Source organism: Chryseobacterium salviniae, assembly GCF_035819015.1.
In the GTDB taxonomy this organism is placed as follows: domain Bacteria; phylum Bacteroidota; class Bacteroidia; order Flavobacteriales; family Weeksellaceae; genus Chryseobacterium; species Chryseobacterium salviniae.
On sequence record NZ_JAYLAA010000050.1, the window covers coordinates 229,123 to 249,809 of the forward strand.

At 37.5% G+C, this 20,687-nt stretch carries 21 protein-coding genes; 11 read left to right on the forward strand and 10 right to left on the reverse strand.

All coding sequences use genetic code 11. From position 1 onward, the window contains the following. The first annotated feature begins 7 nt into the window (after nucleotides 1-7). A complete protein-coding gene (locus SOP96_RS16275; RefSeq protein ID WP_326321954.1) occupies nucleotides 8-352 on the forward strand; it encodes a DUF1801 domain-containing protein in 345 nt (114 codons plus the stop codon). Between the two features lie 170 nt (nucleotides 353-522). On the opposite strand, the gene SOP96_RS16280 is transcribed toward SOP96_RS16275, so the two are convergent. From SOP96_RS16280 to rsfS, 5 genes are all read right to left on the reverse strand, one after another. Then, nucleotides 523-1,176: a phosphatidylserine decarboxylase family protein gene (locus SOP96_RS16280; RefSeq protein ID WP_326321955.1), complete on the reverse strand. Its 654-nt coding sequence runs from the start codon at nucleotides 1,174-1,176 to the stop codon at nucleotides 523-525. A gap of 4 nt (nucleotides 1,177-1,180) precedes the next feature. Beyond that, complete coding sequence (locus tag SOP96_RS16285; RefSeq protein WP_326321956.1) at nucleotides 1,181-2,053, reverse strand: phosphatidate cytidylyltransferase; 873 nt, start codon at nucleotides 2,051-2,053, stop codon at nucleotides 1,181-1,183. Between the two features lie 26 nt (nucleotides 2,054-2,079). After that, nucleotides 2,080-2,661, reverse strand: a complete 582-nt coding sequence (locus tag SOP96_RS16290) for an LUD domain-containing protein (RefSeq protein ID WP_326321957.1) — start codon at nucleotides 2,659-2,661, stop codon at nucleotides 2,080-2,082. A 132-nt stretch (nucleotides 2,662-2,793) separates the two neighbouring features. After that, a complete protein-coding gene (gene ftsH, locus SOP96_RS16295) occupies nucleotides 2,794-4,806 on the reverse strand; it encodes an ATP-dependent zinc metalloprotease FtsH (RefSeq protein WP_326321958.1) in 2,013 nt (670 codons plus the stop codon). A gap of 15 nt (nucleotides 4,807-4,821) precedes the next feature. Next, nucleotides 4,822-5,190, reverse strand: a complete 369-nt coding sequence (gene rsfS / locus SOP96_RS16300; RefSeq protein ID WP_326321959.1) for a ribosome silencing factor — start codon at nucleotides 5,188-5,190, stop codon at nucleotides 4,822-4,824. A gap of 86 nt (nucleotides 5,191-5,276) precedes the next feature. Here rsfS and SOP96_RS16305 point away from each other — a divergent pair, with 86 nt between their 5' ends. Next, on the forward strand, nucleotides 5,277-5,993 hold the full coding sequence (locus tag SOP96_RS16305) for a biotin--[acetyl-CoA-carboxylase] ligase (protein WP_326321960.1): 717 nt from the start codon (nucleotides 5,277-5,279) through the stop codon (nucleotides 5,991-5,993). On the opposite strand, the gene SOP96_RS16310 is transcribed toward SOP96_RS16305, so the two are convergent. From SOP96_RS16310 to SOP96_RS16325, 4 genes are all read right to left on the reverse strand, one after another. Next, nucleotides 5,987-7,096, reverse strand: a complete 1,110-nt coding sequence (locus SOP96_RS16310) for an LptF/LptG family permease (protein ID WP_326321985.1) — start codon at nucleotides 7,094-7,096, stop codon at nucleotides 5,987-5,989. The two genes, SOP96_RS16305 and SOP96_RS16310, sit on opposite strands and share 7 nt — an antisense overlap. 108 nt (nucleotides 7,097-7,204) lie before the next feature. Next, nucleotides 7,205-8,338 (reverse strand): tRNA guanosine(34) transglycosylase Tgt, encoded by a 1,134-nt coding sequence (tgt, locus tag SOP96_RS16315; RefSeq protein ID WP_326321961.1) that lies wholly within the window; start codon nucleotides 8,336-8,338, stop codon nucleotides 7,205-7,207. A 7-nt stretch (nucleotides 8,339-8,345) separates the two neighbouring features. Beyond that, nucleotides 8,346-8,723, reverse strand: coding sequence for a DUF4296 domain-containing protein (locus SOP96_RS16320; RefSeq protein WP_326321962.1), 378 nt, complete (start codon nucleotides 8,721-8,723; stop codon nucleotides 8,346-8,348). Between the two features lie 71 nt (nucleotides 8,724-8,794). Further along, a complete protein-coding gene (locus SOP96_RS16325; protein WP_326321963.1) occupies nucleotides 8,795-9,511 on the reverse strand; it encodes a polyprenol monophosphomannose synthase in 717 nt (238 codons plus the stop codon). Between the two features lie 75 nt (nucleotides 9,512-9,586). On the opposite strand from SOP96_RS16325, the gene SOP96_RS16330 reads away from it, so the two are divergent. The 4 genes from SOP96_RS16330 (at nucleotide 9,587) to SOP96_RS16345 (ending at nucleotide 13,486) form a co-directional block, all read left to right on the forward strand. Continuing rightward, nucleotides 9,587-10,255 (forward strand): DUF4271 domain-containing protein, encoded by a 669-nt coding sequence (locus SOP96_RS16330; RefSeq protein ID WP_326321964.1) that lies wholly within the window; start codon nucleotides 9,587-9,589, stop codon nucleotides 10,253-10,255. Nucleotides 10,256-10,267: 12 nt separating this feature from the next. After that, entirely contained in the window at nucleotides 10,268-11,008 is a 741-nt protein-coding gene (locus SOP96_RS16335) for a uroporphyrinogen-III synthase (protein ID WP_326321986.1), read from the forward strand. Between the two features lie 86 nt (nucleotides 11,009-11,094). Further along, entirely contained in the window at nucleotides 11,095-13,143 is a 2,049-nt protein-coding gene (locus tag SOP96_RS16340) for a S9 family peptidase (protein ID WP_326321965.1), read from the forward strand. Beyond that, nucleotides 13,136-13,486: a hypothetical protein gene (locus SOP96_RS16345; protein ID WP_326321966.1), complete on the forward strand. Its 351-nt coding sequence runs from the start codon at nucleotides 13,136-13,138 to the stop codon at nucleotides 13,484-13,486. Before SOP96_RS16340 ends, SOP96_RS16345 begins: the two co-directional genes overlap by 8 nt. 139 nt (nucleotides 13,487-13,625) lie before the next feature. On the opposite strand, the gene SOP96_RS16350 is transcribed toward SOP96_RS16345, so the two are convergent. Further along, complete coding sequence (locus SOP96_RS16350; RefSeq protein WP_326321967.1) at nucleotides 13,626-14,114, reverse strand: SRPBCC family protein; 489 nt, start codon at nucleotides 14,112-14,114, stop codon at nucleotides 13,626-13,628. A gap of 348 nt (nucleotides 14,115-14,462) precedes the next feature. On the opposite strand from SOP96_RS16350, the gene SOP96_RS16355 reads away from it, so the two are divergent. The 5 genes from SOP96_RS16355 to SOP96_RS16375 all read left to right on the forward strand — a co-directional run bounded on the left by SOP96_RS16355 (nucleotide 14,463) and on the right by SOP96_RS16375 (nucleotide 20,639). Further along, a complete protein-coding gene (locus SOP96_RS16355; protein ID WP_326321968.1) occupies nucleotides 14,463-16,010 on the forward strand; it encodes a sensor histidine kinase in 1,548 nt (515 codons plus the stop codon). 78 nt (nucleotides 16,011-16,088) lie between these two features. Then, entirely contained in the window at nucleotides 16,089-16,775 is a 687-nt protein-coding gene (locus tag SOP96_RS16360; RefSeq protein WP_027380477.1) for a response regulator transcription factor, read from the forward strand. 70 nt (nucleotides 16,776-16,845) lie between these two features. Next, complete coding sequence (locus tag SOP96_RS16365; RefSeq protein WP_326321969.1) at nucleotides 16,846-17,469, forward strand: hypothetical protein; 624 nt, start codon at nucleotides 16,846-16,848, stop codon at nucleotides 17,467-17,469. A 19-nt stretch (nucleotides 17,470-17,488) separates the two neighbouring features. Next, a complete protein-coding gene (locus SOP96_RS16370) occupies nucleotides 17,489-17,857 on the forward strand; it encodes a hypothetical protein (RefSeq protein WP_326321970.1) in 369 nt (122 codons plus the stop codon). A gap of 106 nt (nucleotides 17,858-17,963) precedes the next feature. Beyond that, nucleotides 17,964-20,639 (forward strand): TonB-dependent receptor domain-containing protein, encoded by a 2,676-nt coding sequence (locus tag SOP96_RS16375; protein ID WP_326321971.1) that lies wholly within the window; start codon nucleotides 17,964-17,966, stop codon nucleotides 20,637-20,639. Nucleotides 20,640-20,687: the final 48 nt, after the last annotated feature.

Below are 20,687 nucleotides of genomic sequence, written 5' to 3' on the forward strand. Positions count from 1 at the left end.
AATCAATATGAATCCTATACAAGAGTATTTCTACAGACTGGAAGAGCCTGCAAGAAGTACTCTTCTTTTTTTGCGCGAAAAAATCCTGAAATCCGACACGGATAACATCACGGAAACGCTCAGCTTCGGATTGCCTTTTTTCAAATACAGGAAGAAAATGCTGTGTTATTTTAATTTCAGCAAAAAACATAAAAAATACTATATCAGCTTTTACCACGGCGACAGAATTGATCATCCACAACTTCTTCAGGAAGGCAGAAAAAAATTTAAAATACTGCTGATTGATCTGGAGGAAGATTTACCATTAGAGTTAATTTTAGAACTTGTCAGTGAAGTTAAAAAGTTTTATTAACTGGTTTTAGAATCCTTTTCAATCTTTTAAATTTTGGCTAAAGCCAATTGATTTATTTATTGTTAAACGGGCTAAAGCCCGTTCCTATTGATAGCTCTTATTATTTAGTCCCAATAAAACAATAAAAAAGGCTGCTTCTACCGAGCAGCCTTTACATATGTGAAATAATATTATTCTTTCATTCTTGCAATCACATCCAGTCCACCTTTTGTGATATCGCCAATCTTACAGATAATTTCAGTGTCCAACGGAAGAAATACGTCCATTCTCGACCCGAATTTAATAAAGCCGAATTCGTGGCCTGCTTTCGCATCATCACCTTCATTACAGTAGAAAACAATTCTTCTGGCTACATATCCTGCAATCTGGCGGAAAACCACCTGATGATTGGTGAGACTTTCTACCGCAACTGTGGTTCTTTCGTTTTCCGTAGAAGATTTTTCATGCCATGCTACAAGATATTTCCCCGGATGGTATTTTTTGTAAATTACTTTTCCTGAAACCGGATATCTGCAGATATGAACATTAAGCGGAGACATGAATATGGAAACCTGAATCGCTTTTCCTTTTATGAATTCATCTTCTTCCACTTCCTTTATCATTACCACCTTTCCGTCGACCGGGGCAATTACGTTCTCTTTATGATCAAGGATTTCACGATCCGGCACTCTGAAGAACCAAAATACAAGACTATAAACAACCAGCAAAGGCAGAATGATCATCAGTGACCACATTTCAAGAAAATAAATCGCCAGTGCACTCAAAATAATAAACAATAAAGAGGCAACGGTAATGGTTCCTTTTGATTCTCTGTGTAATTTCATGAGATTATATAAATTTTTCTAATATAAAGTACAAATATACGACAGGAACGCAGATTAAAAAACTATCCAGCCTGTCTAATACACCGCCGTGCCCGGGAATAATATTTCCGCTGTCTTTCACGCCAAAGTTTCTTTTCAGCTGGCTTTCCACCAGATCTCCCACCGGAGCAAAAGCAGCAACAAGAAATCCTACTACCATCCAGTTTCCTCTAAGATCGGGATAATAACGCTCTATAAAATATGACAGGGCCAATGTAAGCACAACACCTCCTATATAACCTTCCCAGGTTTTTTTAGGCGAAATTTTAGGCGCCATTTTATGTTTTCCGAATGATTTCCCTGTTAAATAAGCAAAAGTATCACTGCTCCAAATTAAAACGAACAGGAAAAGAACTTCAAGGGTAAATCTGTCGTCGAATCTCGAAAATTTCGGAAGACCTAATGCTAAACTGAAAGGCAAAGCGACATAAATGACCGTAAAGATAAGCTTTCCGCTGTCGTAATACAGTTCGTTCGGGTATTTGAATAAAGTGACCACAGCGATTACTATTAAAAGCAGGGCCAGAATTTCGCTGATCCTGAAATCAAAATAAAAATCAAAGTTGAAATATCTTTTAGAAAAAATATAAAAAATAAAAATGATCAATGGAAGGACTACCCATCTTTCATAACCGTTTCCAAACTTCATGATTTTAAAACATTCCCATGAACTTATTCCCAGGAGAAATGTAATGAGTCCGTAATAGAGATATTCCTGTTTTACAAGATCGGGACTTATGCCGTTGATGAGCTTTGCTCCGATAGGCGTTGTACAAAGAATGACGATCGCTACGTAAACAATTCCTGAAAGGGTTCTCTGAATAAGGTTTTTGTCCAAAATTTTAAAAATTTATACGTTGATGCCTAATCTTCAAGCAACAATAAAAAAAGTTTGGTGTTGCTGTTGGAAGAAGTATCCAGTTTCGACTGTGCTCCGCTGATAGAAGTGAGGTTTTTGATGTTTCCGTTTCTTTTGATTTTCCCCATCGCATCATTAAGGTTGTTCACAATCTGTGAAACATTGGCCATTACAATAATCTTGCTGGGCAGCCTTGAAGAATGATAATGCAGGATGTTATTATGCGAAAGCATAATTCTTCCGTCGTAGGCAATAAGATATTCGCAGGTAATGAAACTTGCGTCATTATCACTGTGAAGTTCATTGGTATAAGGAGTTTTCACAACGTTTAAAAAATTCTGGAGATCTTTATCCCAACAGAAAACATTGCTGATTCCTTCTATTTTAATAATCTGATTCAGCGTTTTTAATGCCTCTGCCTCATCTGCGCAGTAATTGAAAAATCCTCCTGAATGCGTAAACAATTGGGCAAATTTATAGTCAAGATCCGCATTTTTAAGCGAATCTCCGAGCTTTTCCAGACTTGGCTTTTCATCTTCTTCAGGCTGGTTGGTAAGTTTGCTTACAATCCTTTTGAATAAATTCAATTTACGTTATTTTTAGACACTTATACAAAAATATAAAATTATCATATAGGAATCCAAAAACATGCCGATAAATATGAAAAAACCTGACAAATCAGAAACTGTCAGGTTTAAATTATTTATTTTAAATTTTATTTAGATTTGGGTAGGACTTTCAGGTGCCTGAATTTCACTATCTTCCTCTTTACCTTTAACGATAATTTCTTCGCCCGGCTGTTGTGAAGCAGGAATTGTGTTGGTAACAGGTTTTTCCGTCAGTTCCGGATCCCATGCTCTTTTTCCGAATACTTCTTCAAGATCTTCCCTGAAAATAACTTCCTTTTCCAGAAGCTTACTGGCAAGCGCATCGAGCTTATCTTTATTTTCAGTCAGGATCTGTACAGCACGGTCATATTGGGTTTCAATAATTCCTTTGATTTCAATATCAATTTTTTTCGCTGTTTCTTCAGAATATGGCTTACCGAAATTATATTCAGATTGGCCTGAGCTGTCGTAATAAGAAATATTTCCTATGTTCGGGCTTAATCCGTAGATTGTGACCATTGCCTGTGCTCTTTTCGTAACACTTTCAAGGTCAGAAAGAGCGCCTGTAGAAATATTATTGAAGATGACCTGCTCTGCAGCCCTGCCTCCTAAGGTTGCACACATCTCGTCCAGCATCTGCTCGGTAGTGGTAAGCTGTCTTTCTTCCGGTAAATACCATGCAGCTCCTAGTGATCGCCCTCTCGGAACAATAGTTACCTTTAAAAGCGGTGATGCATGTTCCACCAACCATGAAATGGTAGCATGTCCAGCTTCATGATAAGCTACTCTTTTCTTTTCAGAAGGTTTAATGGCTTTATTTTTCTTTTCAAGACCACCGATAATACGGTCTACCGCATCCAGGAAATCCTGTTTTGTAACCGAAGTATGGTTATTTCTTGCTGCAATTAAAGCCGCCTCGTTACATACATTGGCAATATCCGCTCCGCTGAAACCAGGAGTCTGTTTTGCCAGAAACTCTCTATCTACAGTATCATCCAGCTTAATTTTCTTCAAATGCACATCAAAGATCTGTCTTCTTTCATGCAGTTCAGGAAGATCAACATAGATGGAACGGTCGAAACGTCCGGCTCTCATCAATGCTTTATCAAGAATATCTGCTCTGTTGGTTGCAGCCATTACAATAACGTTGGTATCAGTTCCGAAACCATCCATTTCCGTAAGGAGCTGGTTTAATGTATTTTCTCTTTCATCGTTTCCGCCTGAGAAGTTATTTTTACCTCTGGCACGACCGATAGCATCAATCTCATCGATGAAAATAATTGCCGGTGATTTTGCTTTAGCCTGGGCAAATAAATCTCTTACCCTGGAAGCTCCCACTCCTACGAACATTTCCACGAAATCTGAACCCGAAAGTGAGAAGAAAGGAACTTTGGCTTCTCCTGCTACTGCTTTTGCCAATAGCGTTTTACCGGTTCCCGGAGGTCCCACTAAAAGTACTCCTTTCGGAATTTTACCGCCCAATTTCGTATATTTTTCTGAGTTTTTAAGGAAATCTACAACTTCCTGAACCTCTTCTTTAGCGCCTTCCAATCCTGCAACATCTTTAAATGTTACCTGGATTCTTTCTTTTTCATCAAAAAGTTTAGCTTTGGATTTCCCGATGGAGAAAATCTGTCCTCCGGGACCGCCTCCACTTCCCATTCTTCTGAAGAGAAGGAAATAAAACAGTCCCAAAATAGCAATCCATATTAGTGCCTGAATAAGAATGCTCATTAATGGGCTTTCCCCTTCCGCATAATCTTTCGATGTAGTAATTTGGGGGTTCTGCTGTTTTAATGCATCAAATTTTTCAAGAAATAATCTGAGATCTCCGTATTTAAGCGTGTAATCTGCTTTTGGAGCCATTGAAAGGCTTGAAAAAGGATTTGCTTTATCATCTTTTTTTACGGTAGCTGTCTTGGCAGCTTGTGTTAAAAACACGTCAGCCTTCTGGGCTTGTTTATCTATTAAAACTCTCTGGATCTTCCCTGCCTGCATTTCTTTAAAGAAACCATCCTCATCAATAGTCTTTGCACTGTTATCTCCTAAAAAATTAGGAATAAAAAATAACAATAGCGCTATGATCGCAATCGGAAAAAACCAGTTAAATCCTTTATTGTTCATTTATACTTTTTAAAATTAAAATTCATTTTCGATTCTGGTGATAACTGCGTCACCCCAGAGTTCCTCTATATCGTAATACTCACGTACCTGTTTTTGGAAAATATGGACCACTACCGAAACGTAGTCTACAAGCACCCACATTGCATTTTCAGTTCCTTCTACATGCCAAGGCCTTTCTTTCAGCTCGTTTCTCACTTTCTTTTCAATACTTCCTGCGAGCGCAGCTACCTGTGTATTGGAGTTTCCGCTGCATATCACAAAGGTCTCAGCGACGGAGTTTTCAATGTTTGAGAGATCGAAGATCATGATATCTTCCCCTTTTACGTCCTGGATTGCCTCAACGATTTTATCTAATAATTCTTGTTTTTCTGCTGTTTTATTCATTAAAAAATACTATAATCTGCAAATTTATTGTTTTTCTTTCACTTTAGCCTTACTTTTAATGCCCGAAAGTCTTAAAGTTTTCTTAAATGAGTCAACTCTCCTATTTAAAAGAATGCTCTTCTACTAATGACGAAATTTCAAAGTTTTTACTTTATGAAAATTCTGATTTTGTTGCGCTTCATACTTTTAATCAAACCCAGGGACGGGGCCAGTACGGAAATACATGGTCATCAGCTCCGGAAAAAAATTTAGCCTATACTCTTGCAGTAAAGACGGAAAATTTTCCGCTGTCTGATTTTTTGTTCAATTATTATACCGCAATTGTTATCAGAGATTTCCTTGCCAATATGACTGATAATTCCGTGAAAATAAAGTGGCCAAATGATATTATCCTTAAAAATAAAAAAATCGCCGGAATTCTGATTGAAAAGAAAAAAATTAATCAAAAGAATTACTTTATCATCGGAGCTGGCTTTAATGTGCTTCAGGAAAATTTCGATGAGCTATCAAGTGCCGGATCGATTTTAACACAAACAGGAATGCGGTTTAATCTGGGTGAATTTACATTGAGCCTGCATGATTTTCTTGTTGAAAAGCTAAGCAAGGCTCCTTCTGAAGATAACATAATGAATCTTTTCAATACCAGCCTTTTCAGAAAAGATGAAATTTCTGTTTTTGAGCTTAATGAAAGGAGACAAAATGGCATCATTAAAAATGCTGACAAAAACGGCAACCTGTGGATTGACTTAGAAAATGACGGATTGCTTTCGTTTTATCATAAAGAAATAAAGCTTCTTTACTGATTGGCTCTTTTCAGGTATAAGTACAAAGCCAGCGGTGAAAAAACGATATTCGGAAACCACATAGCCAGCATCGGCGGCATGCTTTTGTTTTCTGAAACCACTTTCAGGGCTTCAAATGAGAATACAAATACAAAGGCGAGCGAAATCCCTACCGCAAGATTAATGCCCAATCCTCCGCGTTTTTTCTGTGACGAAAGTGACAGTGCCAGAAAGGTGAGAATCACAATAGAAACAGGCATGGCCGTTCTCTGGTAAAGCTCATTCAGGTGAGCATTTAGGTTGCTATTTCCTTTCTCTGTTTCTCTTTTGACGAATTTCAGAAGCTCAGGTGTTGTTTTATTCTGTCCTAACAGTTCGTTGGGAAAGAGCTCTTCCGGATCATACCCGAAACTTTTCTTTACATCAAAACCATTTGATAATTTTTCGGTATCGTCTTTATTAATGGTCTTTTCGGTATAAGAGTTCAGTACAAAGACTTTTTTATCCTTATCCCAGGAAGCATCCGAGGCTTTAAGTTCGTACACCATTTTCCTGTTTTTATCAAACTTCTGATAAACGAATCCTGATCCTCTCTTTTCGCGTTTATTCCAGGAATTGATAAAAATATATTCTGTTTTGCTGAGTTGCGCGGAAACAGGAGCTGTCCCCAATACTTTTTCTTTATTGGTAGCATTATAGGTATAGGCTTCCAGCTGATTTTTCTGAATATTTGCCCAGGGCAGCACAAAGTGATTGATTCCCAAGGAAATTACCGCAATAAAAAGCGAGGTAAGCAAATAAGGCCTTGCAAACCTGTGAAAACTTGCCCCACTGCTGATAATGGCAACAATCTCCGTGTTGTTTGCCATTCTGGAAGTAAAATAAATCACTGAAATGAAAACCAAAATGGAAAGAAATGTCATGACAAGATTGACAATCCAGAAGGGGTAAAAATGAACCAGGAAATACGTAAGGTTTAGTTTCGGGTCAATGGCAGTAGCGTTTTCAATTCTGGGGATTTTCTGCTGAACATCAATCACCAGAACAACAATAGACAGCAATATCAGCATGAAACTGAAGGTTCCAAGGTATTTTTTTACGATATATCTGTCTATAATTTTCAGCATTATTGTATTTTTTAATGCGTTATCAATTTGTTTATATTTGAATAGGATTGCATCCTATTTTGATTTAGTTCGTCCCTTCGGGACTCCTATTTTGATATTTTTAATTTACAATCGTTGGCGAAGAACGGGAACCACAGAATTTTTCCATTCGTAGAAATCTCCTGCTAAGATATGTTCTCTCGCTACTTTTACCAAATCCAGATAAAATGCTAAGTTATGAATAGAAGCAATCTGTTTCGCCAGATACTCTTTAGATACAAACAAATGCCTTACATACGCTTTTGAATATTCTCTGTCTACGAAACTTGTTCCAAATTCATCCAGTGCCGAAAAGTCCTTTTTCCACCTTTCGTTTTTCATGTTCATCACTCCTTTCCAGGTGAAAAGCATGGCATTTCTTGCATTTCTCGTTGGCATCACGCAATCCATCATATCAATTCCCAAACCGATTGATTCGAGGATATTCCACGGAGTTCCAACGCCCATAAGGTATCTTGGTTTTTCTTTTGGTAAAATATCGGTAACCTCATCGGTAATTCTGTACATTTCTTCTTCAGGTTCACCTACTGAAAGTCCGCCGATCGCATTTCCTTCAGCACCAGCTTCTGCAATAACCTGTGCTGATATTTTTCTCAAATCGGAATAGGTTGACCCCTGAACAATTGGGAAAAGCCTTTGTTTATGGCCGTATAACTCAGGATTATTCTCCGTCCAGTCAATACATCTTTTCAGCCAGCGATGCGTAAGCTCCATGGATAATTTAGCCTGATTGTATTCACATGGATATGCTACACATTCATCGAAAGCCATAAAAATATCAGCTCCGATCTGTCTCTGGATTTCCATGGATTTTTCCGGAGAAAACATGTGATAGCTTCCGTCGATATGCGATTTGAATCTTGCACCTTCTTCAGACATTTTCCGGCTGCTTGCCAATGAGAACACCTGAAAACCTCCAGAATCTGTTAAGATCGGGAGATCCCAATTCATGAATTTATGAAACCCTCCTGCTTCCTGCATGGTATCCATTCCCGGACGAAGATATAAATGATAAGTGTTTCCCAGAATAATCTGAGCTTTGATATCTTCTTTTAATTCTCTCTGGTGAACTGTTTTTACACTTGCTACCGTTCCAACAGGCATAAAAATCGGGGTCTGGATCTTACCGTGGTCGGTGGTAAGCTCTCCCGCTCTTGCCTTTCCCTCAGAGGTCTTTTCTATGGTAAAAAACTTTTGCATTGTATAATTATCTTGATAAAAGAGGAAGATTTTCAGTGTTCCCTGTCTTGCTCATTTTATCTTTTACATATTTTTCCGCTTTCGGATCTTTCTTTAATACTATTTTCTGTGCATCCTCTACGATTCCGTTCATTTTTTCTTTCACTACATAATATTTAAAGCTTTCGACATAATCAGCAGATTTTACATGATGTGTTCTAAGGACATATCTTGTTCCTGCTTCAAGGTTTGAATTTGGATACATAAAAATCGCCTGATCGTTAATTGCAAGATCTGCCATAATTTCAGCCATTTTATCCTGTGAAACAAGATTTTTAGGCTTCTCGATATAATCTCCGCAGGAGAATAAAGATATGAGTACGAAGAAGAAGATCAATTTTTTCATCAGTTAAATTTTATTTTTTTGACGAATCTCTGCGAGCCGGTATTCTGAACGAATACTTCCGCTGCATGGTTTCATAATCTGTTGATGATTGATTTCCATTTTAAATTTAACACTCCAAAAACCGCTTCATGAATGATGCCGCCATTCATTTTGCTTTCCCCCAGGATCCTGTTGGTAAAAATAATGGGTACTTCTACAATTTTGAATCCTTTTTTAAAAGTCCGGAACTTCATTTCAATCTGAAAGCCGTATCCTTTTAATTTAACATTATCCACTCCGATGTCTTCCAACACCTTTCTTGAAAAGCAGACGAAACCTGCCGTTGTATCATGAATTGGAAGTCCCAAAACAAATCTTACATATTTTGAAGCAAAATAGGAAAGCAAAACTCTTCCCATTGGCCAGTTGACCACATTTACGCCTTTGGAATATCTTGATCCGATTGCCATATCGGCATTCAGGCACGCTTCAAAAAGTTTCGGGAGATCCTCCGGATTGTGGGAAAAATCTGCATCCATTTCAAAAATATAATCGTATTTATTTTCTATGGCCCATTTAAACCCGTGAATATATGCTTTTCCCAGTCCATCCTTCACTCTTCTTACCGACAAATGCAGAAAGTGCGGATGCTTTTTCTGCAAATCCTTTACCAGCTCTGCCGTACCGTCGGGAGAAGAATCGTCTACTACCAGAATATGAAAATCATCTTCCAATGCAAAAACTGCGGAAATAATATTTTCAATATTTTCCTTTTCGTTATACGTGGGAATGATGACCAATTTTTTCATTTCAGTTTGCAAAGATAGTTTATTTAACCTTCTTATTTTATACAAAATAATCTATAATTTTGCAAAAAAATTCCTTTGCCGTTATCACAACATTTTATAAATCATACGAGAATACCTGAGAACAATGACTGGGTAATCTTTATACTGTTGGGCTGCATCTTTTTGTACCTTTTCATGATGAATATCATTGAGAGGGAAGCCAACCTGAAAGACTTTCTGCTTCAGAAATATTTTGATGCCAGCAACAATCTTCCGAGTTGGGTAATTACCTCCTTTGTAACTGCTCTTACGCTCTCGGTGTTGATCTCACAATATATTCCTACTGTTCCGAAATACATTGCCGATCTTCAGGTTCTGGATTACCAGCTGAATAAATTCGGGTACTGCTTACTGGTAGTGATCTTTTTTTATATGATTAAATCCGGTTTGGGATTTTTATTTTATCAGAGTACAGGCGACGGAAAAAAGTGGACTGTTTTTTATTTCACCGCTACAAAATTTTATTTCGTACTCTCCTTCTTACTGATCATTTTATGTGTGGCACATTATTACTTCCCACTGGACAGGAACATAATGTTTTTGTACTATTTCTTCTTCTTTTCTTTCGTCTTCATTTTCAAGACCTTTTTCTATATATTTCATAAGAATAATATCTTACCTGAAAAATGGTATTATAAATTTTTGTATATTTGCACCCTCCAAATTGCACCTCTTTTGTTGCTTTGGAGATTATTATTTTTTTAATAACTGTCAATGATGAGAATAAAGTCAATATTGGTTTCTCAACCAGCGCCAAGTGAGTCGTCTCCGTACCTGGATATTGCAAAGAAGGAAAAGATAAAAATAGATTTCCGCCCTTTCATCCACGTAGAAGGAGTTGACAATAAAGAATTGAGAACGCAGAAGATCGATCTTACGCAATATACCGGAATTATTTTCACGAGTAAGAATGCGATTGATCATTACTTCAGATTAGCAGAAGAACTGCGTTTTGCGGTTCCCGATACCATGAGGTACATCTGCCAGTCCGAAGCAATTGCCAATTATCTTCAGAAACATATTGTGTACAGAAAAAGAAAGATCAGCTTCGGGGAAAAGAATTTCTCGGATCTTCTTCCTTTATTCAAAAAATTCCCGACAGAGAAATACCTATTGCCTTCTTCGGATGTATTGAGCCCGGATATTGTGAAAACAATGGAAGCTTCTAATGTAGACTGGAAAAGAGCCATCATGTACAGAACGGTTTGCAGCGATCTTACGGATATCAATGTGAAAGATTATGATATGCTGATATTTTTTAGCCCGCAGGGGATTAAATCATTACAGCAGAATTTCCCGGATTTTAAACAGGAAGAAACAAAAATCGGCGTTTTCGGAACCACTACAATGGCTGCTGCTGAAGAAGCGGGCCTAAAAGTAAATCTTATGGCTCCTACCAAGGAAACTCCCTCTATGACGATGGCACTGGAAAAGTTTATTAAAGCATTACACAAGTAAGTTTTACCATAAATATAAAGCAACCGTCTTTTCGTACAGGAAAGATGGTTTTTTTTTAACTAAATTTGAACAAGAATTAATATTGAATGGAAGCTCCAAAGGCAAAAAAAATAGAAAAAACACTTGAAACACACGGTGATAAAAGAATAGATCATTATTTCTGGCTTAATGAACGGGAAAATCCTGATGTCATAAAATACCTTGAAGAAGAAAATACCTATGCCGATTTCGTAATGAAAGATACGGAACAGCTGCAGAAAGAACTTTTTGAAGAAATGAAAGCCCGCTACAAAAAAGATGATGAATCTTTACCCTATTTTTTCAACGGGTACTGGTATATTGTTCGTTATGAAGAGGGAAAAGAATATCCTATTTTTTGTAGAAAACATCAAAGTTTAGACAACGACGAAGAGATTATTCTGGATGTTAATATTCTGGCAGAAGGCGAAAGCTATTTTGAAGTAGGAAGCGTTGCCGTTTCCCCGAATAATGAAATGGCATCTTTTTCCACAGATAATGTAAGCCGAAGAATTTACAGCATCAATTTCAAAGATTTAAAAACGGGAGAAATTCTTCCCGACAAAATTGAGAATACAACAGGAAAAGCAGTCTGGGCTAATGATAACGAGCATGTATTTTATATCCGAAAAGATGAAAGCCTCAGAGCATTTCAGGTATTCAGACATCAACTTGGAACCGACCCTTCAGAAGATGTTTTAATTTTCCACGAAAAAGACGATACCTTTGATGTGAATGTCTTTAAAACAAAATCTTTAGAATATATATTCATCGCAAGTTCAAGTACAATCTCAGACGAACACCGGTTTATCCCTTCCGATAATGTTTTTGCAGACTGGACGATCATTCAGCCAAGAATAGACGACCTGGAATATTCTGTTGAGCATTATGAAGATGAATTTTACATCATCACCAATGCAGACGATGCTTTCAATTTTAAAATTGTAAAAACAAAGATTAATAATTGCGGAATGGAAAACTGGGTAGATGTAATTCCTCACCGCCCAGAAGTTCTTCTTGAAGGATTCGAGATTTTTAAAAATTACCTGGTTCTTGAAGAAAGAGAAGAAGGCTTGCTGCAGATTAAAATTATTGACGAAAAAACACAGGAATCGCATTACTTATCGTTTTCGGATCCTACATACACCGCCTACATCGGGGTAAATCTTGAATTTGACACAGAGGTTCTGCGTTACGGGTATACTTCATTAACGCAGCCAAGCTCTACGTACGAATACCATATGAAAGAAAAGACCACCCTTCTTCTGAAACAGCAGGAAGTTCTGGGTGGAAAATTCTTTACCGAAAATTATATTTCCGAACGCATTTGGGCAGACTCCAGAGACGGGGAAGCAAAAGTCCCGATTTCTTTGGTTTATCACAAAGACACCAAAAAATCTACAGATACGCCTTTGCTCCTTTACGGTTACGGAAGCTATGGACATACAGTTGACGCAAGCTTCTCGAATGTGAGGTTATCAATTTTAGATAGAGGTTTTATTTATGCGATTGCCCACATCAGAGGTGGGGAATATTTAGGAAGGGAATGGTATGAAGACGGAAAAATGTTGTTTAAGAAAAATACTTTTTTCGATTTTATTGATGCAGCCAAATTTTTAATTAAAGAAAACTATACCTCATCAAAACATTTATATGCAATGGGCGGAAGCGCCGGAGGATTGCTCGTAGGGGCCGTTATGAATTACGAACCGTCTTTATTCAACGGGATTGTAGCACAGGTTCCTTTTGTAGATGTGGTGACCACCATGCTGGACGAAACCATTCCTTTAACAACAGGAGAATACGATGAATGGGGAAACCCGAATGATGAAGAGTACTACTATTACATGAAAGAATATTCACCCTACGATAATGTGGAAGCGAAAGACTACCCAAATCTTTTGATAACGACTGGCCTGCATGATTCTCAGGTGCAATACTGGGAACCTGCAAAATGGACGGCAAAGTTACGTGAACTGAAAACCGACAATAATATTCTTGTTTTTAAAACCGATATGAGTGCGGGACACGGCGGAGCGAGCGGAAGATTTGAGTCTCTGAAAGAAGATGCGCTGGAATATGCGTTTTTATTAAAATTAGAAAACAAAAATGATTAACGAAGCAGAATACTGGCAGAAAATAGAACAATTTTTCGTTGAAAATTTTGATACGGAAAAAAATGCGCCGATAGAAACCTATCTGTTCCTGATCGGCCTTCAGGAATTGGGTAGCGGACAGCAGAAATATACAAAAGATGACAAGGTAAATCTCATTCATATTGCAGTCTGCAGATTGCTGGAACCTTTCGGGTATTATAAATTTTCTCATTATGATGATGATGGCTACCCGCATTTTGAAAAACTGGAAGATCTCCCTGAATTGAAACCCAACGAACAGCAGCTTTTAATGAAGAAAGCAATTATCCAGTATTTTCAGGATGAAGAAATAATTGAATTTTAAATTATATGAAATAAAAATGGAGAGTAATTTTAACTTTTCATTTTTTATTTTAAGTTTTGGCTAAAGCCCTGCATTTTTGGGTAAAAGAAACGGGCTAAAGCCCGTTCCTATTGATCGTATAAATTCCTGCGGCATAGAATTATTGACTCAAAATCTCCTCCAATTGATTTAAACCTGTTTTGAAACCTTCTTCAAAGCCCATTTCCAGCAATTGGTTCATTGCCTGTTCAGATTCAAAATGAATATTTACCGTTACTTTTGTACCTTCTTCCACTCCCGTAAATCCGAACAGCCATTTTGCTTCGGGAAAATCCGGGTTGGTGCTTCCGTTTTCATCACAGAAAGAATCTGTTCCGTCAAAACTTCGGTGTTCTGTAATTTCGCCGTACTTCACTTTGGCATAATGCCTCTCACCTTCAGGCCCCACCATTGAATACAGCCATGTTCCACCGTTTTGAAAATCCTGGCTTTTTGTTTCACATTTCCATGGCTTCGGAGCCCACCAGAGATCAAGCAATTCGGATTTCGTAAAGGAGTCCCAGACTGCGGAAACTTCTGTCCTGTAAATTTTCATCACATATACGCTTGCCGAGTCTGCATCTCTGTTAAAAATGATTTCAGATTTCATATTAATAATTTTAGGTACACAAATCTACTTTTTTATTTCATGAAAGCTCTTTTCCTATGACAAGGAATTAAAAATTTTTGATTATTGGTTATTAATCATAATATTTTTAACACAAAAGGTTGCTAAGATTCTTTATATACCCATTGTTTTTAAGTTCGTAAATACGTTTCACTCGGCAAAAAACTCAAAGCTTTTTCATATGACAAATTGCGGACAAGCATAAAATTTATAAATAAATGTTAAAAAACACAGTTTTAAGAAAAATTACACAATTTTATGGCTCGTTTTTTGTTTATGAACTCATAAAATTTTTAATTTTAACATTCTGTTTTTTAAATATAGTAAGTAATGAATAACAAATTCATCCCGATAATATCGGTGTTTATGACGATTTCACTGATTGTGTTCGTTACGCTCCAGTTTTATTGGCTGAAAAGATATTATGGTGCGCTGGATCAGGATTTTTCTTCTAAAGTCTACTCTGCATTGGAAAACACATCGAAAATCATCGGAGAAGCTGAAGTGGATAAATACCTGAATGTTGAAAATAAAGATTTCAGAAATACCATTCTTGCCAACAATGAACTGCCTTCTCTTACCACAATACAGCAGGTAGAAGATTCCGGGACACAGAGACAGATTGTCTATTCAAAAAGTATTATTGAAAAAAATCAGCTTCCGATTTCGCCAAAAGGAGATTCACTCAATCTTACCAAGCTGTATTCTGATGAAGCGTCTTACAAAATAAAAAGAGACACTACCAATCGTGAATTGCTGACTTCTGAAATAAACCGTGATATTGAAAACGGTGATTATGCCATGAAAGAGTTTGTAAAGGTGAATGGCAATAATCTTCCCATCACCAGAAGAGTGGATGAAAAAACACTGGACTCCGTGATCACCAAAGAATTGAGAATAAGAGGGATTTCTGCAACTTTTGGTTATGGGATTACGGATAAAAACAACAAGCTTACAAGTGTTGTTAACAAACTGTATAAAGAAAAGAACAACAATAATACATACAGCTATCCCTTATTTACCGATTCTAAAGATAGAACATTATATACGCTGGCCCTGGTTTTTCCTAAAAAAGAATATTCACTGGCAATGAATAACTGGCCGATGCTCCTTGGAACATTCCTGTCGCTGCTTACCATTCTGGGAATCTATATCATCTCCATTAATTATATGATGAGACAGAAAAAAATGGCAGAAGTAAAAACGGATTTTATCAACAATATGTCCCATGAGTTTAAAACACCACTGGCAACCATTTCCGTAGCTACAGACTCTCTGGCGAATGATAAGATCGCAACCAATCCGGATAAGGTAAAATACTATTCTGAGCTGATAAAACAGGAAAACCTGAGAATGAAAAAACAGGTGGAAAATGTCCTGAATATGTCAAAGCTTGAGCGGAATGAAGTGAAATTATTTTTAAAAGAAACAAATGTGAGAGAACTGATCAGGAGAACGGCAGAGTCGTTCAGCCTTATTGTAAAACAAAGAAACGGAACGCTGCGGGAGGAATTCAATGCGACAAACTATAACTTTAAAATAGATGAATTCCATATTTCGAACATGCTGGTCAACCTTCTGGATAATGCCAATAAATATTCCCCTGAAGCCCCGGAAATTACCATAAAAACAAGAAATGAAGGACATTGGTACGTGATTGAAGTTTCAGATAAGGGAATGGGAATGGAAACACAGAATAAAACGAAAATTTTCGAGAAATTCTTCAGGGAGGAAACCGGAAATATTCATAACGTAAAAGGTCAGGGATTAGGACTTTCTTATGTGAAAAAGATTGTAGAGCTTCATAAAGGCCAGATTCTGGTAGATTCCCAAAAAGGAAAAGGAAGCATATTTACCATTAAACTACCGATACATTAAATAGAAAATCAACCAAAAACAAAATAGAAGAAGAGAGTGATACGTTCATTCTAGTTATTAAACATTAATAAGCAAATTATGAGCAACAGAATATTATTAGTAGAAGACGACCAGAGTTTCGGTGCAGTACTGAAAGATTATTTAACCATCAATAACTTTGAAGTTACTCTGGCCACAGACGGAGAGCAGGGATTAAAGGAATTCACCGAAAATGAATTCGATATCTGTATTTTCGACGTGATGATGCCGAAAAAAGATGGGTTTTCATTAGCTGAAGACGTAAAAAAAATTGACAAAAATACACCAATCATCTTTCTTACCGCAAGAAATATGAGGGAAGATATCCTGAAAGGATACCAGTTGGGAGCAGACGATTATATCACCAAGCCATTTGATACGGAGTTGCTTTTGTATAAAATAAAAGCGATTCTCCAGAGAAGTTCCACACTTGAAAACGAAGAGCAGGAACAATTCAAAATCAGCAACATCTTCTTTGATTCTATGCTGAGACAGCTGAGAGTAGGAGATAACGAATATAAGCTTTCCCCTAAAGAAAACGAACTGCTGAAGCTTCTCTGCATCCACAGGAATGATTTTATGCCAAGAGATCTTGCCCTAAGAAAAATCTGGAAAAAAGAAAATTACTTTACCGCAAGAAGTATGGATGTTTATATTGCCAAGCTTCGTAAGCTGCTGAAAGATGATGAAGGACTGGAAATCATCAACGTACACGGCGAAGGATTCAGGCTTCTGGTAAAGAATTAATTACAAAAATTGTTATGATCAATATAAATTAGCAAAGCAATTCAAAATGTTTTGCTAATTTTGTTTTTATATGAAGAATACAATTTGGGCTTTATTAGCCATCGCTATAGTAACAGTTTCTTGTAAAAAAGACGAAAGAGCCACTTATATTAAGGAAGAAGCCGGAGCTCAGCAGCCGGCTGTTGCTACAAATCAGGCTCCCAAAGCTTCATTATTGGATCAGGCAGGAATTCAGCCTGCACAAAATCCTTCTGAAACAGCAGTTACCGCTCCCGGAATGAATCCTGCGCATGGACAGCCGGGCCACAGATGTGACATTCCCGTTGGACAGCCTTTAAGCAGCAAACCTGCTCAGACTTCTTCAGCAACACCCAATCAGGCACAAACCATCCAGATTGATCCCAATTCTCTACAACCCGGAAAATTTTCTGTAGAAAATGGGAAAGCAAAAAACACTAAAACAGCAAAAGGAATGAATCCACCGCATGGCGAACCCGGGCACCGATGTGATATTCCTGTAGGACAACCTTTAAGCAGTAAACCTGCTCCGCAACCGGTACAGCAGAATATTGCCCAAAACACACCTGCTCCCGCTCCAACACCTGCACCAACAGGCCCGAAACCAGCCCTGAATCCTGCACACGGAGAACCCTGGCATAATTGCAGCGTAAAAGTTGGAGAGAAATTACTTTAATTTTTGTACATTTGTAAAAGTGAAATTAGTTCAGATCATAACAATCATACTTTGCTTAGGAATTTTCCTGATTCCTAAAGATAATTTTTATGCTCAGAACATGCAGGAAAAATGCTGCAAAGAAGGCTCGGCAAAATCATGCTGCGAAAAGCAGAAGCCTGAGAATTCTAAAGAACATCACGACGGTAAACAAAATAAATCTTCCTGTAATGACGATTGCTGCTCTTACTGCGCATCATGTTACAGCTTTATAGAAACACCTTTTTCCAGAAGCCTTAAGCTGGATATTTCATACTACAAATCCAATAAGAATTTAAATTTCCAGTACTCAGACCCTTATATTTCAGGACGCCTGAGAGAAATCTGGCAACCTCCTAAATTAGGTTAATTAATAAAAAACAGAACAGTGTACCAAATTATCAGTCTGCTAATGATTGTTAATAAATACATTGTTAAATGCTGCATTAATTTATTAATCTAAATTTTAAACAACAATGAAATCATATATTTCCAGGATTATTCTTGGTATATTCTTATTATGTTGCTCTTTTATATTTTCTCAGCAACTTTCTCAAAATCAGTTTAAAGTACGCGGAAATTGCGAAATGTGTAAAGAAAGAATTGAGACTACTGCCCAAAAAGCCGGAGCAAAAACAGCAAAATATTCTATTGATTCACAAACTTTGATGTTAGAAACAGAACCTAATGTTTCAGCAAGCGATATTTTAAAAGAAGTCGCAAAAGCCGGTCACGACAATGAAAAATTCCAGGCGGAGGAAACTTCTTATAATGCTCTGCCCTCTTGTTGCCATTATGAGAGAGAAGGCATTATTCAAACTGCCGAAGAACATTACATGCAAGCAAAAGCAGAAAATGAATTTTATGTAAAAGGGAATTGTGAATCCTGTAAAGCAAGAATTGAAAAGGCAGCAAAAGATGCCGGAGCCGATTCAGCAGAATGGAGCGCAGAAAAACAAAGCGTCACTTTAAATTTTAATGCTCAAAAAACCTCAGCCGATAAAATCCTCAGAAAAATTGCTGAAGTGGGACACGACAATGAAAAGTATAAGGCTGAAGATCAAACATACAAAAACCTTCCGTCATGTTGTTTGTATGACAGGGAAATTCAGTTTGGAGAAGCCAATCCTAAAGTTCATTTCGAAGAAACTGTAGAAGCTTCACAAGCCGGACATCATGATAACCCAAGAGACAACAATCAGGAAAAAAGTATTGAAGGCGTTACCGTAACAGCATCAAAAGCAGCCACTTCACTCAATAAAAAGGAAGCCGGATTGATTTTCAATATCGATAAAAAAGAATTGTTGAAAGCAGCATGCTGTAATTTGTCCGAAAGTTTTGAAACCAATGCAACGGTAGATGTGTCTTTCAGCAATGCCGTAACGGGAACAAAACAATTGAAAATGCTGGGCCTTGATCAGAAATACACCAGCTTAACCAAAGAACTGCTGCCTGAAATCAGGGGGCTGGCTTCTGCTTACGGACTGAATTTCATCCCCGGAAGATGGATTGAAAGCATTCAGCTTACCAAAGGAGGAAGTACTGTAACGAATGGTTATGAAAGCATCACGGGACAAATCAATACCGAATTGCTGAAACATTCTGAAAGCCCTGAAACTTCCCTGAATCTTTTTGCAGATTTCAACGGAAGAACGGAAGCAAATATTACCAGTGTTTCCAAGATCGACGACAAATGGTCTCAGACTTTTCTTCTTCACGGAAACGGAACTTTTGGCGACACTGACATGAATGACGACAATTTTCTTGACAGGCCGAAAGGTTCCCAACTGAATGCAGCCTATTTATTGAATTATAACGATCTGGAAAAATCGGGATTCGGATCTCATTTCGGGATCAATTTTATTAAAGACGAAAGAACCGCCGGTCAGGTAGGATTTGATAAAAAAATTCCACACGCGCAACAATCCCTTTACGGAGTAGGAATTGATATTTCAAGATTTCAGGTATGGAATAAAACAGGGTATGTTTTTAAAGGGAAACCTTATCAGAGCCTTGGCTGGATGAATCAATACACGTTTCATCAGCAGGACAGCTTTTTTGGATTAAGAAATTACTCCGGGAAACAGCATACGTATTATTCAAATTTAATTTTTGAAAGCATTCTTGGCAACACGAATCATAAATATAAGGCTGGAGCAAATTTCATGTATGACGGTTATGACGAAGATTATTTAACCCAAAATTTTAAAAGAAACGAAATTGTTCCGGGAGCATTTGCAGAATATACGTTAACAGGATTAAAATATACATTGGTCGCAGGAGCAAGAATTGATTTTCATAATCTGGCAGGAACCCAGTTTACACCAAGATTGAATTTTAAATATGACATTACTCCGCAAACTATTTTAAGATTGTCAGCCGGAAGAGGTTTCAGAACAGCGAATGTTTTTGCGGAAAGCCAGCAGTATTTTGCCTCCAGCAGAACCATTCAGATTCTTGAAAATAGCGGTAATATTTACGGTCTCAGGCCGGAAATTGCATGGAATTACGGAGCGAGCCTTCAGCAGGAATTCAAACTCTTTGGCAGGAAATCCAGCATTGTCGCCGATTTTTTCAGGACAGATTTCCAGGATCAGGTGATGGTGGATCTTGACCGTTCTCCTCAACTGCTTACATTTTATAATCTGGAGGGAAAATCTTTTGCCAATTCATTCCAGACACAGTGGGATCTTATGCCTTTTAAAAATTTTGAATTGAGATTTGCCTATAAATATTATGATGTGCAGGCCGATTACCTGAATGGAAGAAGGGCCGTTCCTTTCATGGCTAAACACAGAGGTTTTGTAAATGCAGCGTATTCAACCAACAAAAATGACAAAGGCGGCTTCTGGAGTTTTGACACGACTTTAAATATTGTCGGAGAACAAAGGCTTCCTGATACTTCATCCAACCCTTCGGAATTTCAATTGCCTGCCTATTCACCTTCTTATGCAGTTCTGAATGCACAGATTTCAAGAAATTTCAACAAAAAAATCCGGGCTTATTTTGGAGGTGAAAATCTAACATCTTACTCACAAACCAACGCAATTGTCGATTTTAAAAATCCTTTCGGAAATTATTTTGACGGCGGAATGGTGTACGCTCCTATCATGAAAGCCAATTTTTATGTTGGACTGGATGTAACGTTCTAAACCGAAATACAATTAACTAAAATTAGACAGCATGGTTTCAACAATAAT

Excerpts from the sequence above, each read along its gene's own strand:
- ftsH (WP_326321958.1), bottom strand. The coding sequence starts at position 4,806 with ATGAACAATAAAGGATTTAACTGGTTTTTTCCGATTGCGATCATAGCG.
- tgt (WP_326321961.1), bottom strand. The coding sequence starts at position 8,338 with ATGCAAAAGTTTTTTACCATAGAAAAGACCTCTGAGGGAAAGGCAAGA.
- SOP96_RS16350 (WP_326321967.1), bottom strand. The coding sequence starts at position 14,114 with ATGAAATCTGAAATCATTTTTAACAGAGATGCAGACTCGGCAAGCGTA.
- rsfS (WP_326321959.1), bottom strand. The coding sequence starts at position 5,190 with ATGAATAAAACAGCAGAAAAACAAGAATTATTAGATAAAATCGTTGAG.
- SOP96_RS16275 (WP_326321954.1), top strand. The coding sequence starts at position 8 with ATGAATCCTATACAAGAGTATTTCTACAGACTGGAAGAGCCTGCAAGA.
- SOP96_RS16355 (WP_326321968.1), top strand. The coding sequence starts at position 14,463 with ATGAATAACAAATTCATCCCGATAATATCGGTGTTTATGACGATTTCA.
- SOP96_RS16335 (WP_326321986.1), top strand. The coding sequence starts at position 10,268 with ATGAGAATAAAGTCAATATTGGTTTCTCAACCAGCGCCAAGTGAGTCG.
- SOP96_RS16305 (WP_326321960.1), top strand. The coding sequence starts at position 5,277 with ATGAGTCAACTCTCCTATTTAAAAGAATGCTCTTCTACTAATGACGAA.
- SOP96_RS16345 (WP_326321966.1), top strand. The coding sequence starts at position 13,136 with ATGATTAACGAAGCAGAATACTGGCAGAAAATAGAACAATTTTTCGTT.
- SOP96_RS16320 (WP_326321962.1), bottom strand. The coding sequence starts at position 8,723 with ATGAAAAAATTGATCTTCTTCTTCGTACTCATATCTTTATTCTCCTGC.
- SOP96_RS16280 (WP_326321955.1), bottom strand. The coding sequence starts at position 1,176 with ATGAAATTACACAGAGAATCAAAAGGAACCATTACCGTTGCCTCTTTA.
- SOP96_RS16340 (WP_326321965.1), top strand. The coding sequence starts at position 11,095 with ATGGAAGCTCCAAAGGCAAAAAAAATAGAAAAAACACTTGAAACACAC.
- SOP96_RS16365 (WP_326321969.1), top strand. The coding sequence starts at position 16,846 with ATGAAGAATACAATTTGGGCTTTATTAGCCATCGCTATAGTAACAGTT.
- SOP96_RS16375 (WP_326321971.1), top strand. The coding sequence starts at position 17,964 with ATGAAATCATATATTTCCAGGATTATTCTTGGTATATTCTTATTATGT.
- SOP96_RS16360 (WP_027380477.1), top strand. The coding sequence starts at position 16,089 with ATGAGCAACAGAATATTATTAGTAGAAGACGACCAGAGTTTCGGTGCA.
- SOP96_RS16325 (WP_326321963.1), bottom strand. The coding sequence starts at position 9,511 with ATGAAAAAATTGGTCATCATTCCCACGTATAACGAAAAGGAAAATATT.